The 16,388-nt window shown below is 39.3% G+C and carries 13 protein-coding genes; 7 read left to right on the forward strand and 6 right to left on the reverse strand.

The window, feature by feature from the left end; all coding sequences use genetic code 11:
* Positions 1-25: 25 nt before the first annotated feature.
* The 3 genes from glgB to DUT70_RS08325 all read right to left on the reverse strand — a co-directional run bounded on the left by glgB (position 26) and on the right by DUT70_RS08325 (position 5,673).
* Entirely contained in the window at positions 26-2,017 is a 1,992-nt protein-coding gene (glgB, locus tag DUT70_RS08310) for a 1,4-alpha-glucan branching protein GlgB (RefSeq protein WP_113646865.1), read from the reverse strand.
* 29 nt (positions 2,018-2,046) lie between these two features.
* Positions 2,047-2,706 carry an ATP-binding cassette domain-containing protein gene (locus tag DUT70_RS08315; RefSeq protein WP_113646866.1) on the reverse strand — a complete coding sequence of 220 codons (660 nt, stop codon included), beginning with the start codon at positions 2,704-2,706 and terminating at the stop codon, positions 2,047-2,049.
* 495 nt (positions 2,707-3,201) lie between these two features.
* Positions 3,202-5,673, reverse strand: a complete 2,472-nt coding sequence (locus DUT70_RS08325) for a glycoside hydrolase family 31 protein (protein ID WP_113646868.1) — start codon at positions 5,671-5,673, stop codon at positions 3,202-3,204.
* Positions 5,674-6,193: 520 nt separating this feature from the next.
* Here DUT70_RS08325 and DUT70_RS08330 point away from each other — a divergent pair.
* The 3 genes from DUT70_RS08330 (at position 6,194) to DUT70_RS08340 (ending at position 8,637) form a co-directional block, all read left to right on the forward strand.
* Entirely contained in the window at positions 6,194-6,823 is a 630-nt protein-coding gene (locus tag DUT70_RS08330; RefSeq protein ID WP_113646869.1) for an ABC transporter ATP-binding protein, read from the forward strand.
* Positions 6,820-8,079, forward strand: coding sequence for an ABC transporter permease (locus tag DUT70_RS08335; RefSeq protein ID WP_113646870.1), 1,260 nt, complete (start codon positions 6,820-6,822; stop codon positions 8,077-8,079). The genes DUT70_RS08330 and DUT70_RS08335 overlap by 4 nt, the downstream gene beginning before the upstream one ends.
* 108 nt (positions 8,080-8,187) lie before the next feature.
* Complete coding sequence (locus DUT70_RS08340) at positions 8,188-8,637, forward strand: hypothetical protein (protein WP_113646871.1); 450 nt, start codon at positions 8,188-8,190, stop codon at positions 8,635-8,637.
* A 225-nt stretch (positions 8,638-8,862) separates the two neighbouring features.
* Here the strand turns inward: DUT70_RS08340 and DUT70_RS08345 are convergent, their stop codons facing one another.
* The gene (locus tag DUT70_RS08345; RefSeq protein ID WP_113646872.1) at positions 8,863-9,369 is read right to left on the reverse strand and encodes an FKBP-type peptidyl-prolyl cis-trans isomerase; all 507 of its coding nucleotides are present in this window, start codon (positions 9,367-9,369) and stop codon (positions 8,863-8,865) included.
* Positions 9,370-9,423: 54 nt separating this feature from the next.
* Complete coding sequence (locus tag DUT70_RS08350) at positions 9,424-11,436, reverse strand: thioredoxin domain-containing protein (protein ID WP_113646873.1); 2,013 nt, start codon at positions 11,434-11,436, stop codon at positions 9,424-9,426.
* A gap of 100 nt (positions 11,437-11,536) precedes the next feature.
* On the opposite strand from DUT70_RS08350, the gene DUT70_RS08355 reads away from it, so the two are divergent.
* From DUT70_RS08355 to DUT70_RS08370, 4 genes are all read left to right on the forward strand, one after another.
* On the forward strand, positions 11,537-12,526 hold the full coding sequence (locus DUT70_RS08355) for a PDDEXK nuclease domain-containing protein (RefSeq protein ID WP_240432060.1): 990 nt from the start codon (positions 11,537-11,539) through the stop codon (positions 12,524-12,526).
* Positions 12,527-12,570: 44 nt separating this feature from the next.
* Complete coding sequence (locus DUT70_RS08360; RefSeq protein WP_113646875.1) at positions 12,571-13,668, forward strand: mandelate racemase/muconate lactonizing enzyme family protein; 1,098 nt, start codon at positions 12,571-12,573, stop codon at positions 13,666-13,668.
* 282 nt (positions 13,669-13,950) lie between these two features.
* On the forward strand, positions 13,951-14,544 hold the full coding sequence (locus tag DUT70_RS08365) for a GIN domain-containing protein (protein WP_113646876.1): 594 nt from the start codon (positions 13,951-13,953) through the stop codon (positions 14,542-14,544).
* 97 nt (positions 14,545-14,641) lie between these two features.
* Positions 14,642-15,406, forward strand: a complete 765-nt coding sequence (locus tag DUT70_RS08370; protein ID WP_113646877.1) for a DeoR/GlpR family DNA-binding transcription regulator — start codon at positions 14,642-14,644, stop codon at positions 15,404-15,406.
* Between the two features lie 26 nt (positions 15,407-15,432).
* Here the strand turns inward: DUT70_RS08370 and DUT70_RS08375 are convergent, their stop codons facing one another.
* A complete protein-coding gene (locus DUT70_RS08375; RefSeq protein ID WP_113646878.1) occupies positions 15,433-16,371 on the reverse strand; it encodes a glycerophosphodiester phosphodiesterase family protein in 939 nt (312 codons plus the stop codon).
* Positions 16,372-16,388 lie beyond the last annotated feature (17 nt).

Genomic DNA, 16,388 nt, shown 5'->3' on the forward strand with positions numbered 1-16,388 from the left:
CAACCACCCCATTATCCGATCCAACTTACTTAACCGTCCGTTTAAAAATAGTCACGGCCATTGGTGGCAAATCTACCATGATTGATTGCTTTTGATGTTGGTGAGCAATATTTTCTGTGGTTTTAACTTCAGCATTCAATTTCCCACTGCCATAAAACTCTTCAGCATCTGAATTAAAGATTTCTTGCCACTTTCCTTTCACAGGAATACCAATGCGGTAGTGTTGTCTAAAAACTGGCGTAAGGTTAATGGCTATCACCAAAGTATCTTTTGCTTTGTTCGATCTTCTTTGGTAAACATAAATAGACTGGTTCACGTCATCAGCCTCTTGCCATTCAAAGCCCTCGTTTGAAAAATTGAAGTGGTATAAAGCAGCTTCCGAACGATACAGCTCATTCAATTTTTTCACTACATTTTGCATTCCTTTATGCGGTGCATATTTCAGCAAATCCCAGTTTAACGATTCAAAACAATTCCACTCCGAAGTTTGGGCAAACTCGTCGCCCATAAACAACAATTTTGTACCAGGATGCGTGAACATATAGGCATACAAAGCCCTTAAATTGGCAAACTTCTGCCATTCATCACCTGGCATTTTATAAATCATTGGCGATTTACCATGCACCACTTCATCATGTGAAAGCGGCAACATAAAGTTCTCGGTAAACGCATAGGTTAAGCTAAAAGTAAGTTGGTGATGGTGGTGTTTTCTGCTAAGCGGGTCTTGTTTGAAATATTTCAGCGTGTCGTTCATCCAACCCATCATCCATTTCATGCCAAAGCCCAAACCTCCCGCAAATACCGGGCGGGTTACCCCATCGTAAGTACTGCTTTCTTCGGCAATAGTTTGTATGCCCTTAAAGTTACCATAAACCGCTTCGTTCATATCTTTAAGGAACTTTACTGCACCTAAATTCTCCGTACCACCATATTCATTGGTCCCGTATTCCCCTTCCTGCCTACTAAAATCAAAATACAACATCGAGGCTACGGCATCAACCCTTAAACCATCCAAATGATATTTGTCGAGCCAAAACATGGCGTTACTGATCAAAAAAGATCGAACCTCGTTTCTGTCGTAGTTAAAGATGTACGATTTCCAATCGGGATGAAAGCCTTTACGCATATCCGAGTGCTCGTACAAATGCGTACCGTCAAAATGGTACAGGCCATTGCTGTCACCAGGAAAATGTGAGGGCACCCAGTCCAAAATAACCGCAATATTATTTTTATGCAGTTCTTCAATCAGGAACATCAAATCTTGTGGTGAACCATGGCGGGAACTTGCCGCATAATAGCCAGTCACCTGATAGCCCCACGAAGGATAGTAGGGATATTCCATGACAGGCAGAAACTCTACGTGGGTAAATCCCATTTCTAGCACGTAAGGCACTAAGGCCGCAGCAACCTCTCCGTAGCTCAATACCCTTTCTGGATCTGCGGGATCACGTTGCCATGAACCTAAATGTACCTCGTAAACAGAAATGGGTTGGTCTAAAGCATTTTTCTTTTCCCGTTTGTTCATCCATGCCTTATCTTTCCAAGCATAATCAGTATCCCAAACAATGGAAGCTTTACGTGGAGGATGTTCGGCATGCAAAGCATAAGGGTCGCTTTTTTCCACTTCAGAGCCATCAAAACCCTTCACAAAATATTTATAAACTTCACCCTTTTTCAAGTGGGGAATAAATCCTTCCCAAATACCCGATTCGTCCCAACGGTTAAAAAGCAAATGACTTTCGCGGTTCCAGCCATTAAAGTTGGCCATTACATATACTTTTTGTGCATTAGGTGCCCAAACGGCAAAGTACACCCCATCAACCCCGTTAACAGTGCAAAGGTGCGCGCCCATTTTTTCGTACAACTTAAAATGTTTGCCCAAAAGAAATAAGGAAACGTCAAAGTCAGTTAAAAGGCTGTGCTGCCAAACTGGAGATTGATATTTTTCAAAAGCATTTGCTGCAGATTGAACTGCTTTGCTTGTTGTTTCTAGGTGAGTCTGTTTCTTTTTTGGCATATTATAAAGCTATCAATTTTAAGCTAAGATTAAACGAAATGAGCAGGTAAATAACCATGCAATATCAAATCATCTGTATGACCGATGTTGTAATTACATCCATTATGGATAAGCACTACCCTAGAGGACACCTCCAGAATTTGTTGATAATCATGATCGGTCACAATAAAGCCCTTTTCTGGCAAAAGTTCCCTAATGTGATGTTTAAGCTGTTCAGAAATTAAAGGCGCTAATTGGGAGAAAGGCTCATCCAACAAAATATATTTTGCGTCACTATAAATCATCAACAATGCTTCCGCCAATCTTCTATGTCCTCCCGATAAATCACCTATCCTCATTTTCAAATGCTCTCTAAACAAATCAATGGCAAGCAATTGCTCCCTGTACTTGTTAACATACAGATTGACTAAAAGTTCCAAACTAAGATATTGTGGCAAAAAATAACCCTGCGGCAGATAGATAATTTTATGCGTTAAGTAACCTTTTTGCACAAGCTCACCATCAATCCTAATGAATTTATAATTAGGTTTAATGCTCCCAAAAATAATCTTTAACAAAGTTGATTTACCACTTCCATTACGGCCAAGCACCCCTACTACTTCTCCAACGCCACATTTGAGGTATACGTTATTTATTACGCTATGCCCTCCAAAACTATGTGCTACACTATCTACATAAAGCTCTGACATAGCCAACAAAAAATTAATAACGAGGTAAACAGGAAAGTATCCAGCAAAAAGAAATAGCCTAAAACCTTTCTGTAGCTCATATTCAGGTTATAATAATAGAAAATCCGATAGCTAAAGAAAAGCTTTTCTATGCCCACAGTAGTGGCATATCCCAGCAATTTAAAAGCAATAGCAAGGTTGTATAAATTAATTTTATCAAAACCTTTTAAATAAAATAAATTAAGGAAAAATAGGCTTAGACAAAAGTTGAGGACAAAGACCAGTTTGAAATGATGGACATAAAGAATTTTCAACTTTTGATACATCTCAATTTTTTATTTTTTTCGTCATTTTGGTGTTAGGAGAATTAACAATCAACGAGGTTAAATCTAGCCCATAGGATTCTTCGCTACGCTCTGAATGACAAAACAGGATGCCATCATTCGATTTAGTAAGAATAGTCTTACGAAGTTGTTAGAACTTCGTAAGACTGAAAAGATAGGTTTCAACTTTAAATTATCCTTTAATGATCTTGATTTTCGAGAAGTTTTTATTCGATTTAAACCTCAATATTCCTCGTTCATTCACCACAAAATCGCTTACTTCTTTATCATCAACCCAAACCTTCCCTACGTTAAATGGCAGGGCAATGATGCGAAAATCATAAAGCTCGTAATTTGGCGTGTAAAGACCATCAATGGTTTGTTCGATGGTAAAACTACTGTCGTTTCCTTTGGCGCTAAACTTCTTCTCTAAATAAATATCCTGCTCATAAGCAAAAGTGTCGCCGTGATCTTCATACATGAACGAGTTCACTTCGTAATCTGAATAATAAACGTTCAACCAAACTTCATCTATGTTTTTTTCACCTACGTATTGCATCACAGGATACTCTGGCATTACCGTTCCAGCCCTTACAAACAAAGGCATGGTATCTAATGGCGTATCTACCATATATTCGTTGCCACCTTCCAATAGCTCAAGGGTCCAATAGTTAAACCATTTGCCTTTTGGCAAATAAATGCGACGTGAGGTAGCCCCTTGTTCCAACACTGGGCAAACCAAAATCTTATCGCCAAACGTAAACTCATCCTGACGGAAGTGGTTCGACAGAATATCTTGCTCCAACATGGCCAAAGGCCTCAAAATTGGAAAGCCATAGCGGTGATGCTCCCAAAATACCGAATAGATATACGGCATCAATTTGTAGCGCAGCTCAATAAACTTACGGTTCACGCTCGTAAAAGGCTCACCAAAGCTCCAAGGCTCACGCTCGCGAGTATCCCCCGCGGAGTGGGCACGCATAAATGGCGAAAACACACCCAATTGTATCCAACGGGTAAACAATTCACCATCAGGCTCACCACTAAATCCACCAATATCAGTACCGCAAAACGGCACCCCCGAAATAGACATGCGTTGGCATTGAATATTAGCAATTTTAAGATGCTCCCAAGTAGCCACGTTATCTCCCGTCCATACCGAAGCATAGCGTTGCATACCCGAGTAACCAGCTCTGGTAATGGTAAAAGGACGCTTATTGCGTTGTAATTTTTTTAAGCCTTCATAAGTTGAACGCACCATTTGCATACCGTAAATGTTATGCGCCTTACGATGCGAGCCTCTGTAGCCATCGTAGTTATGTCTTACATCATTTGGAAAAGTGCCCGAGCCAAACACCGCTGGCTCGTTCATATCGTTCCAAAATCCAGCCACGCCCATATCCACTAACTCCTTATACAAACCTCCCCACCACTCTCTCACTTCTGGATTGGTAAAATCAGGAAATTGGCAACGACCTGGCCAAACATGGCCTTCCATAAAGTAATCATCACTTCGGCGGCAGAAATAATTCTTTTCCTTTCCTTCTTTAAACACCCAGTAATTATCGTCTACTTTAATTCCTGGGTCAATCATTACCACCGTTTTCATGCCCACATTAGCCAAATCCTTGATCATTTTTTTAGGATCTGGAAAATATTTTTTGTTCCATGTAAAACAGCGGTAGCCATCCATATAATCAATGTCCAAATAAATGGCATCACATGGAATTTGTTGCGACCTAAAACCATCTACAATTTCGCGCACCTTGCTTTCTGGATAATAGCTCCAACGGCATTGATGATAACCAATTGCCCACTGAGGTGGCATCTGGTGCGTTCCCGTTAACGATTGGTAACGTTTCACCACGTCCATCATGTGCGGTCCGTGAATGTAATAGTATTGCAGCTCACCGCCATCAGCCCAAAAGCTGGTTTTGGCATTATCTTCCATTCCAAAATCGAAATACGACTTAAAGGTATTATCAAAGAAAATCCCATAAGTTTCACCTTGGTTAATACCCATGTAAAACGGAATAGTACGGTACAAAGGATCTTGGTCCCAACCGTAAGAATAAGCATCAGTATTCCAGTTCGTAAACTTTCTGCCACGCAGGTTTAAATTACCCGACTTATCACCTAAACCAAAAAAATTCTCCTCTGGATGGCACTGCTTAGTGGCAAACACATAATAACCACCAAACTCTACGTTTTCTTCCCAGTGCATTGGCGAAGCATCGCTACTGGTTACAATTCCTGTAATGTTATCAATAAACGAAATCAGAAAATCTGCCTTACTCACCCTACAGGTAATGGTATTCGTTTCAATCAAATAGGCATCTGGCGTATCCTGCAACCTAAAAGTGGTTACTTTTTGATCTACCTGTTCTACTGCATACGAGAAATCGGCCAGAAAAACACCATGCGGCGCCAAACGCACCCTAATCGTCTCATCGCTTACCACTCGAACCTCTACCACGGCTTCCCCATCAGAAAAATAAAACCTGTTACCTTCCTTTTTCACACTCTTTACCGAGGTAAGGTATTGTTTTACGATGGCTTTTAAATCGGTTACAGGGTTATTTAAATGCTGTACGGTTTCTTCTTCCAACTGTCTGTTATCATTGATTTCCGAAATTTCAAAGTCCTTATTTAAATCTTCTTCCATATTGTTTTGCTTGTTAAGCTTGTTCTCATTCCAAACAGCTTGTATTGCTTTAAAAAAATTGTTCTCTTGAGATGTTGATAGATATTGTAAATATATAATAATTACCTTTTAAGCCAAATAATACTGTGTTAAGTTTACACCAAGTACTCGCAAAAACAACTGATATTATTGCATAGCTAACAGGAAACGAAAGAAAAAGTTGAAGACAGCTTCATTTTATTTTTCGAAAAGCAGAGGTCAGCTACTATTTATGGAAAGTCCCGCTGTACGCTTCAATCTTTTTGCCATCGCCAATGCTAAACCTCGTAGGTTTTGAAAACCTACGAGGTTTCTGGGGCCCATGCCACAAAAAGGATATCCGCTCCCATCGGGTTTAATTAACAATGCCTATGCAAAAAAACATCAACGCCTTAAAAAAGGCAAATTGCAAGCGCAACTTTTTTGCAGTAGCAATTACTTTACATAGCAATAGGTAATGATTTGACCACTTCTTTTATTTTTGTAACATACAGCAAAGCTTATGATTTCCATTCAATCTGTTTCTCATCAATACACTTCCGGCCACCAACTGCAATTTGCAGATTGGCAGGTGAACAATGGTGAGCAATGGCTCCTTTTAGGCCAATCGGGAAGTGGCAAAACCACCCTGCTACATATCTTAACAGGTTTACTTACTCCAACCCACGGCAAGGTAAAAATTGGCGACACCGACCTTTACTCGCTTTCTTCTAAAAAGCTAGATGCTTTTAGAGGACAGCAAATCGGTATCGTGTTTCAAAAGCCACACCTCATTAAAAGCCTAAACATTACCGAAAACCTATTGCTGGCCCAAAGTTTTGCGGGTTTACCTAACAACAAGAAGCGAGTAGAAGAAGTGTTGGATTCTTTAAATATGTTGCCGAAGAAAAATGCCTATCCACAGGAACTAAGTCAAGGACAATTGCAACGGGTCACCATTGCTCGTGCGGTAATCAATAAACCTACGCTGCTTATTGCTGATGAGCCTACTTCTAGTTTAGACGATAAAAATGCTGAAGCGGTATTGGCTTTATTGAAGGAACAATCTACATTAAACCAAGCAACCTTGGTAGTGGCCACACACGATAAAAGAGTTAAAGATGCGTTTACCCTTACCTATACTTTATCATGAGCCCATTTCAAATTAGCTGGAAAAACATTTGGTCGAAGCCTTTAAATGCGGCGCTCAACATTTTACTCATCGCTTTCGGTACAGGAATTTTAACGGTGCTGTTACTGGCTTCTACCCAAATTGAAGATAAATTAGCAAAAAACTCCAAAGACATTGATTTGGTAGTTGGGGCAAAAGGCAGTCCACTACAATTGATTTTGAGCAGCATTTATTACATTGATTTTCCTACGGGTAACATTCCAATGAATGAAGCAAAAAAGCTCATGCGCAACCCTTTTGTAAAACGGGCAGTGCCTTTGGCTTTGGGCGACAATTACAATGGGGTACGCATTGTTGGTACCGATAGCAATTACATCAGCCTTTATGGCTTAAAATTACAAAATGGAAACTTTTGGAAAGCCGATTTGGAAGCCACCATTGGCGCTAACGTAGCCAAAGAGCAGAACTTAAAAGTAGGTGATACTTTTTTTGGCGGCCATGGCTTAACCGAAATGAAAGACGAACACAAAGACCATGCTTATAAAGTGGTAGGTATTTTGGAACCACAACAAAACGTGACTGATAATTTGATTTTAACAGCTATTGGTAGCGTTTGGAAAATGCACGAAGAAGAGGTATTTCCTCATGCTGATGATACGGAATTGATTAAAAGTCATAAAAATGGAACTCCATATCATGGAGAAAAAACAGAAGCTGACCACAGCCATGATGAAGACCGGGAGTTTACCTCTTTGTTAATCCAATACCGCTCGCCAATGGCAGTGGCTATGTTTCCGCAAATGGTGAATCAAACCACCAATATGCAAGCTGCCAGTCCAGCGCAAGAAAGTACCAGATTGTTCTCTTTGATTGGTGTCGGGGTAGATACTTTACAATGGTTTGCCGTACTAATTATGCTCATCGCAGCCATTAGTGTATTTGTCAATTTATACAACTCATTAAAGGAAAGAAGTTATGATTTAGCTATTATGCGCACCTTGGGCGCCTCAAAAGGCAAACTTTTTTCGTTAATCATATTAGAAGGATTAATTTTGACCTTAATAGGCACGATCATTGGCATAGCATTAGGTCATGGTATTTTACAGCTGATTAGTAACTACCAAGAAAGTAGCCAAGCAAAAATGAATGGCCTGATTTTTATTAAAGAAGAATTTTATTTACTAGCGGCTGGTTTAGCCATCGGCATTGTTGCAGCGGTGATCCCTGCAGTACAGGCCTACCGCTCTAACATATCGAAAATTTTAGCAAAGAATTAAACACATAAAAGGTCGTCATTGCGAGGCACGAAGCAATCTTACAACATTTAAAAGTTAACCATTTAAACTCGCTTTAGAATTGGGAACTTATTAAACAAAACACACAACATGAAAAAACTAAGTTTTATATTTTTATTATTTATTGGATTTGCATTTAGCGCAAAGGCTCAACATGACCCAAGTGATCAAATTGTATCAGCCAATTGGGATGTGATTGGCGAGGTAGAATTTAAAATGGCCAAAGACGATAGCGAAATGTACGCGATCTTCAATAACGACATTAAAAAAAGAGCTGGCAAACCTTTCGAACTAGAAGGCTATATTGTTCCCATTAAAGATGGGATGAAACAAACCAAGTTCATGCTATCTACCCTACCTATTAACCAATGTTTTTATTGCGGTAAAAATGGCGTTCCCATTATGGTGGAGGTGCAACTAACCGAACCTACTAAGTTCACTTATCAAACCATTAAAGTACGAGGCACCTTGAAACTGAGCACTGCAAATGCACTGGATGCCTCTCCCATTTCATTAATTAACGGGAAAGTAGTAAAGTAAACACTCCTTCATTTCGATCCCGAGCTTTCGGAAAAGACCGGGCAGCAGCTATGAAGCAAAATCTAGCTCCTCGTTTTATGCTTTGTTTGAAATAAAGACTAAGTCCAAAGATTTCTCCACAAGGTCGAAATGACGACAAGAATAAAAAGAAAAAGTCCCTAGGCAAAATGCCTAGGGACTTTTTTATTACCGTCACTCCGGAGGAATGACAAAAGAAATGATCAATTAGTGACCTGAGTGACCATCAGCACCATGCGCATGTCCATGAGCCAATTCATCAGCAGTTGCTTCTCTAACCGTTAAAATTTTACCAGCGAAAATCAAGTTTTTACCAGCCATTGGGTGGTTTAAATCTACTGATACAATTTCCTCACCTACTGCAGTTACACCTGCACGGAATTGGTTTCCTTGGTTATCTTGCAAAGGAATTACATCGCCTACATTTGGCAATTCAGCACCACCTTCTTTAAACATGCCCACTGGCAAATCAACATGAGCTCCTGGATCAATCTCACCGTAACCATCAGCTGGCTCAAGCTCAAAACTATATTCATCACCCACAGTTAAACCTGTTAAGTGCTCTTCAAATTTCGGCAACATCATTCCCACACCGTACAAAAATACAAGTGGATTTTCTTCAGTAGCTTTTTCTACAAAAACTTGGTTACCCTCTGGAGTAGTGGTATGTAGCTCGTAAGTAAGAGAAACTACCGTGTTAGAAGTGATTTTCATTCTTTCTATTTAATTGTTTTATGATTTAATGAGCGCTTTTTGCCGCTTCATCTTTTATTTTATATACTTAAGCGCCTCATCAATAGTGCCCACAGGCAGCTGACAGGTTTTGTTTCGGCAAATATAGATTTTTGTTTGCTCGCTTTGCTTATGTTTTAACAAAGGCAGTGTACTTTTTGTTCCTGCCAAAGTAATTTTATTAGGGATATACTGTAAGTTAAACTCCTCTTTCACGGATTTAAAATCGGGACCAGCAATGGCAATTTCATTAATGCCGTGCACCTCATTAAGCAATTGGATACACCAGTTAGAATAGGCAGATCCATAAGATTTAATGCGAGGCAATACTGCTTTCAACATGGCTGATGCCCTTTCTAAATAGCTTTCCTCGTCAAAGAACAACCCTAATTTTTGGAGGTTTTGCGCCATTACCGAATTGGAAGCAGGAATCACATTGTCCATCACTTCGTGCTTGCGGGCAATTAAACCCTCTCCTTGATTAGAAGTATAATAGAACATGGCATTATTCTCATCAGCGAAATTAGTCAACACATATTCTGTAAGTTCCTTAGCTTCATTTAACCAAGCCTCGTTAAAGTCTACCTCATAAAGAGCAATTAAAGCTTCAATTAAAAAAGCATAATCATCCAAAAACCCTTGGATGGTTGCTTTACCATTCTTATAATTGCGATACAAGCCACCATCTTCAGCCATTAAGTTATTCAAAATGAAACTGGTCGCTTTTTTTGCTTTTTCGTAATAATCATCATCGTTAAGTGCTTGCGCAGCATCCGCCAAACCTTTGATCATTTGAGCATTCCACGCGGTTAAGCATTTATCATCCAAGCCAGGTTTAATTCTTTCGTTTCTAACGGCCAACAATTTTACTTTTGCTTGAGCGATAATGTTTTCAAAATCAGTTTTACTTAGGCTATATTTGGCCATCAAATCTTCATCCAATACCGTTCTTCTCAAAATGTTGGTGTGTTCCTCTTCCCAATTCCCTGTATCGGTTACATTAAAGTATTCGGCCAAAAATTGATGATGTTCCCCTACTAATTCATCGAATTCAGCTTTGCTCCACACATAAAACTTACCTTCCACACCTTCACTGTCTGCATCCAATGCCGAATAGAATAACCCATTTTCAGCAGTCATTTCTCTATCTACCCATTCAATGGTGTGTTTTACCACTTCGGCAAAAGGTTCATATTTCAAGCACTGATAAGCTTCGGCGTATAAACTCACCAATTGTGCATTGTCATAAAGCATCTTTTCAAAATGCGGCACATGCCAATGACCGTCTACCGAGTATCGGGCAAAGCCTCCACCTATTTGATCATAAATACCACCTAAGGCCATTGCGTCCAACGTGCGCATTACGGCCATCATCACCGATTGTTCATCTCTCAAAAAAGCATAACGCAATAAAAACGACCAGTTATTGGGTAATGGAAATTTAGGTGCCCTATTATAACCACCCTCCGAAATGTCGAAATTTCTTTTCCAAGGCTCTACAATTTCGATCAGTTGCTCCTCTTTAAAAGTAAGCGCTTCGTTCCGATCTTCAATCAACTCTGCTTGCTGCAAACCTTCGGTCAATCGCTCCGCGTACTTTACCGCCTTTTCAGGTTCGGCTTTCCACAAATTGGCGAGGTTAAGCAGGATATTGATCCAATCCGCTTTGCGAAAATAAGTCCCTCCATAAATAGGTCGCTGATCTGGCAAACAAATGGCATTTAAGGGCCAACCGCCATTACCGTTCATCAATTGTACCGCCAACATATATATTTGGTCGATATCAGGTCGTTCCTCCCTATCTACCTTAATGCAAACGAAATGTTTATTCATCACTTCGGCCACTTCATGATTTTCGAAACTTTCACGTTCCATTACATGGCACCAATGACAGGCCGAATATCCCACACTCACAATAATGAGCTTATTTTCGGCCTTTGCTTTTTTAAGAGAGGTTTCATTCCACTCGTACCACTCTACTGGATTATGTGCATGTTGCAACAAATAGGGTGATGACGCATGGATGAGAGAATTGGTTTCTTGAATCATGAATTTGAGTAATAAACATTGTGTACAGAGACAAGTGTAAAACTATAAATTATATATTTAACCTATTGCGATTAGTTATTGTTTTTATACTTTTAAGCAAATGTTTAGCGCAATGGAATTAAGCGGCAATATATTATTCAACGCGATTAAGGAAATCATTATCCAATCTAGGTTGAAGGTTTTTCGAATGGCTAATTCTACGCTTTTAGAATCTTATTGGCATATCGGCAAACTTATTGTTGAAAATGAACAACAGGGCAAGCTTAGAGCAGACTACGGCAAATCAACACTTAAAACGCTATCTAAACAACTCACACTAGAATTCGGAAAGGGATTTGACGATAGAAATCTAAATAACATGAGGGCTTTTTACAAAGCTTTCCAAATTTGGTACGCAGTGCGTACCGAATTGAGTTGGACACATTACAGGCTAATATCAAGATTAGATCAAGAGGAAAAAAGATCTTATTACGTTAATGAAACTATCGCCGGAAATTGGAGTAGCAGAACACTTCAACGACAGATAGAGACCTTAGCTTTCGAAAGGACACTCACTCAACCAAATTCATCAACCTACAACATCCAAAACTTACTTAAGGACCCTTATATTTTCGAATTTTTAGGTTTAAACCCAGAAACCTCTACTACCGAACGAAATTTAGAAACCGCAATTATAGACCATTTACAAAAATTCTTATTAGAATTTGGAAAAGGCTTTGCATTTGTAGCGAGACAACAACATATTGTAACTGACACCTCGGATTTTTTCATCGATCTCGTATTTTACAATTATATCTTAAAGTGTTTTGTGATCATAGATTTAAAAACTGGAAGTTTAAACCATCAAGATATTGGACAAATAGACATGTATATAAGGATGTACGACGACCTGAAAAAAGGCAAGGATGACAATCCAACTATTGGCATATTGCTTTGTTCAGAAAAAGATGAAACCATTGTTAAATATTCTATACTAAATGATAAAAATCAACTTTTCGCAAGTAAATATTTACTCTATTTGCCAAAAGAAGAAGAATTAAAAAACATTATAGAACAAGACCGACTTCGATTTGAGCTAGATAATAAATAGCTATCACCATTTTTAAAGATTTACCTCATTATTACAAGCAACACATGAAAATTACCCATACCGAGATCTACCGTTTCAGCATTCCAATGGAGCCTTTTGTAATTGCTACTGGCACCATGCACTTTGCCCAAAATGTTTTAGTAAGGATTTTTACCGATGCAGGCATACATGGTAATGGCGAATGCTCTGCTTTTCCGATGATTGTTGGCGAAACACAAGACACTTGCTTGGCCATGGCCAAAGACTTTGCCCAAATTTTAAAGGGAAAGGACCCACTAGATATTCCTGCCAGGATGGATGATTTATTGGGCTATGCAGCACATAACCCAACCATTAAAAGTGCTTTTGACATGGCGCTATTTGATATTGCCGCAAAAAATGCAGGGCAACCGCTCTACCAGTTTTTAGGCGGTCATAAACGTACCATCGAAACAGATATGACTTTAGGTATTGATACCGCCAAAAAGATGGCTGCAAAAGCAGTAGAACATCAAAAAAATGGCTGTAGAATTATTAAAATAAAATTGGGCAAAAAAGTACATGAAGATATTGACAGGGTAGCCGCCATTAGAAAAGCCGTTGGTGACGATATGACTTTGCGACTGGATGCCAACCAAGGTTGGACCTTTGACGATGCGCTATTTGCCCTTACAGAACTTGAAAAATATAGCATAGAATTTTGCGAACAGCCCATGCGCACTTGGTATGATGACCGTTTACCTGAACTAAACGTCAACTCTCCTATTGCACTTATGGCCGATGAAAGTTGCTACAATCACCATGATGCCAGAAAATTGATCAATGCACAAGCGACAACCTTTCTGAACATCAAATTTGCTAAGTCTGGCGGCATTTTAGAAGCTCAGAAAATACATGAAGTTGCCCTGCAAAATGGCGTAAAATGCATGATTGGAAGCATGTTGGAAAGCCGACTAGCCTTAACGGCGAACTTGCATTTTGCACTGGCTAGCCCTAATGTAGTTTATTTTGATTTGGATACTTGCCTGTTAGGTCATTTGGTAGATCCAGTAGTGGGCGGATTGAGCTACGAAGGTTTTATGCTAGATGTGCCAGACACCCCAGGTATTGGCGCAGAAGCAGATGAGTTCTTCCTAGAAAAATGCGAAAGTTGGACGATTTAAATATCGAAATTTTGCTCGTTGTATATTAGGAAATCTAGCCACAGATTAAATAGATATAGTTTAAACAAATCTGTGCATCTGTGGCCAAATGTAAAACAGGCTATGTTAAATCTAATTGCCAAACATCCTCCAAATAGCAACCTAATTTTAACAAACTCTTAACAATCTACGAAGCATTTCGGAGTTTCGTCGAAAAAAATCGGGAGTTCGTCGAAAGTAGTGAAGTTGCGTGCAACGTTTTATAGTGACTTGCGTCTTAATTACAAAAAACACAAATCAATTATGAAACAAAGAGCAACTTCGCTATTAGCTATCGGGATTTTAGCTTTAGCCATCAGCACCACAACTGTTAACGCTACAGAAGTAGTAAACCCTACCACAACTATCTATAAATACAACGACCAACAAGCACCTAAGAAATTAATCATTTCTGGAAATGTAGAAGTTACCCTTGTACAAGACCACGACAGCAAAAAATTATACTCGAATGAAGGCACTGCAAAAGCCAGAGTTTACACTACGGACGATGCCATTCAAATCTCTACCAAGAAAAACTCAGAAACTGCAAAAATTACCCTTTATGTAGGCGACATTTCTAGAATTGATGTTTCAGGCAATGCTGTAGTAAAAACCAAAAACACACTTAATGTACAGCACCTGCAAATTATCCTACAAGATGATGCAAAGGCCGACATTAGTTCTAAAACAGAAAGCATTTACACAAAGTTAAGTAACGAATGCTCTCTAAAATTAAACGGCAGCACCCAATTTCACTCTATCTCTACCAACGAATTGGCTACATTAAACACCAACAATTTTAAAGCGGCTAAAACCGAAGTTGAAAAAAGAAATACTGATTACGCAAAGAGCAAATAATTTCAGCAATTGATTAAGATGAGCGTTGTGCCTCCCCGGGTGCAGCGCTTTTTTTATGCAACAATAAATGATATATTAGCGGCAAACGATTTTTAGAATGAAAAACATCACCGACAGACACGAATATATCCTCAAAAAACTGAAAGAAGATGGCAAGGTTAGCATTATTGAGCTCATTGACCTGATGAAAGTTTCTGGTGTAACCATCAGAAAGGATTTGAAAATGTTGGAAGATAAAAACCTCCTTTTTAGAACAAGAGGCGGTGGTTCTATTAAAAATCCTTATGCCAGCGAAAGAAGTATTTATGAGAAAGAACTCATTAATGCTGATGAAAAACAACGCATTGCTAAAGCCGCATTGAAGCTCATAAAAAATACCGATTCCATTACCATTGGCTCGGGCTCTACCGTTTTTGAAGTCGCCAGATTCCTAAACCCTTCGGAGCACATTACCGTAATTACACCTGCCTTAAAGGTAGGTTTAGAGTTGTGCAATAGAAACAACGTGGAAGTATTACAACTTGGCGGCATGATCAGGTCAAACTCCTCGTCGGTGGCTGGAAACTTTGCCGAGAAAATATTGGAAGAGATTTCTTGCGGCATTGTTTTTTTAGGCGTTGATGGAATTGATCTTGATTTCGGTTTTTCGATCACCAACTTGGCCGAAGCTGCCTTAGACCAAAAAATGATTGAAACCGCTCAAACGGTGGTCATTTTAGCAGATAGTACCAAGTTCGATAAAAGAGGATTGGGCAAGGTTTGTTCTTTTGAACAAGTGTCGTACATCATTACCGACGACAAAGTACCAGAACTAGTGGTGCAACAACTGGAAGAAAAAGGAGTGAAAGTCATTATTGCATAACCTCCACCCCTTCTTATTTATTAAGTTTACAATTTTGCTTTACCTAAGTATTTGTGCTGTGGCGTATTTTTAGGCACATTATTTTTAATGGCTTCTGCTACCTCAACGGGCAAATCCGATTCTAGAATATCAGCGCCACCTTTAAAAACCTCCACGTAAGCTTTTGCTCTTTCCTGTGGCGTAGCTAATTTATCATAAGTGGGTGCCGAAGAAATCATCACCATTACTCCCTTCTCCTGTAAAAGCTTCATTAACTCCCTATTTTCAGGAGTATACTCTGGACCAATGTAGGCAATAATGCTTCCCCACGGAATGTTTGCTTTCACATATTCATCGTAAGCCTTTTTGGTTTTGATATGTACGGAAAGCATCCAATTTGGATTTTGATCTAAATAAAACTTGGCTTGCTTCGCATTATGAACGGTCAGCATTACCGCTTCGTTGTTGCATTCCTTCAAAATACGGGCAGTCATTTCCAGCGGCACGTCTTTTTTATCCAAATTCATTACCGTTCTGCCCTTGCTCCACAAAATAGCTTCTTTTAGCGTAGGGATTTTACAATCGGTCACATTTCCTTCTGGGTCCTTTAACCTCAACTTTTGTATTTCCGCATAAGTGTAGTCCGATAGCTTGCCAGTACCGTTGGTGGTTCTCTCTAGCGTTGCATCATGCATTAAAACAGCCACACTGTCCTTGGTCAATCGCGGATCGATTTCAAAAAATGAGGGCATGTACTTAAGCGTATTGGCAAAAGTTTCCATAGAGTTTTCTGGAAATCCCTTAGTCATCCCGCCACGATGACCACTAATGATAGGGAAATTGTTTTGACTGTGCTTGAAAAAGGCTTTAAGCTCTTGAACATTTTTAAACTTCAAGACATTGATTTCACTTTTTTGGGCAAAGGCAGCCAAAGGAGACAAGGCTAGTATCAATAGTTGCTTTCTGAAAAAAGATTTTGTGATCATACATTATCGTTTATACA

Source organism: Pedobacter chitinilyticus, assembly GCF_003313385.1.
Taxonomy (GTDB): Bacteria; Bacteroidota; Bacteroidia; order Sphingobacteriales; family Sphingobacteriaceae; genus Pedobacter; species Pedobacter chitinilyticus.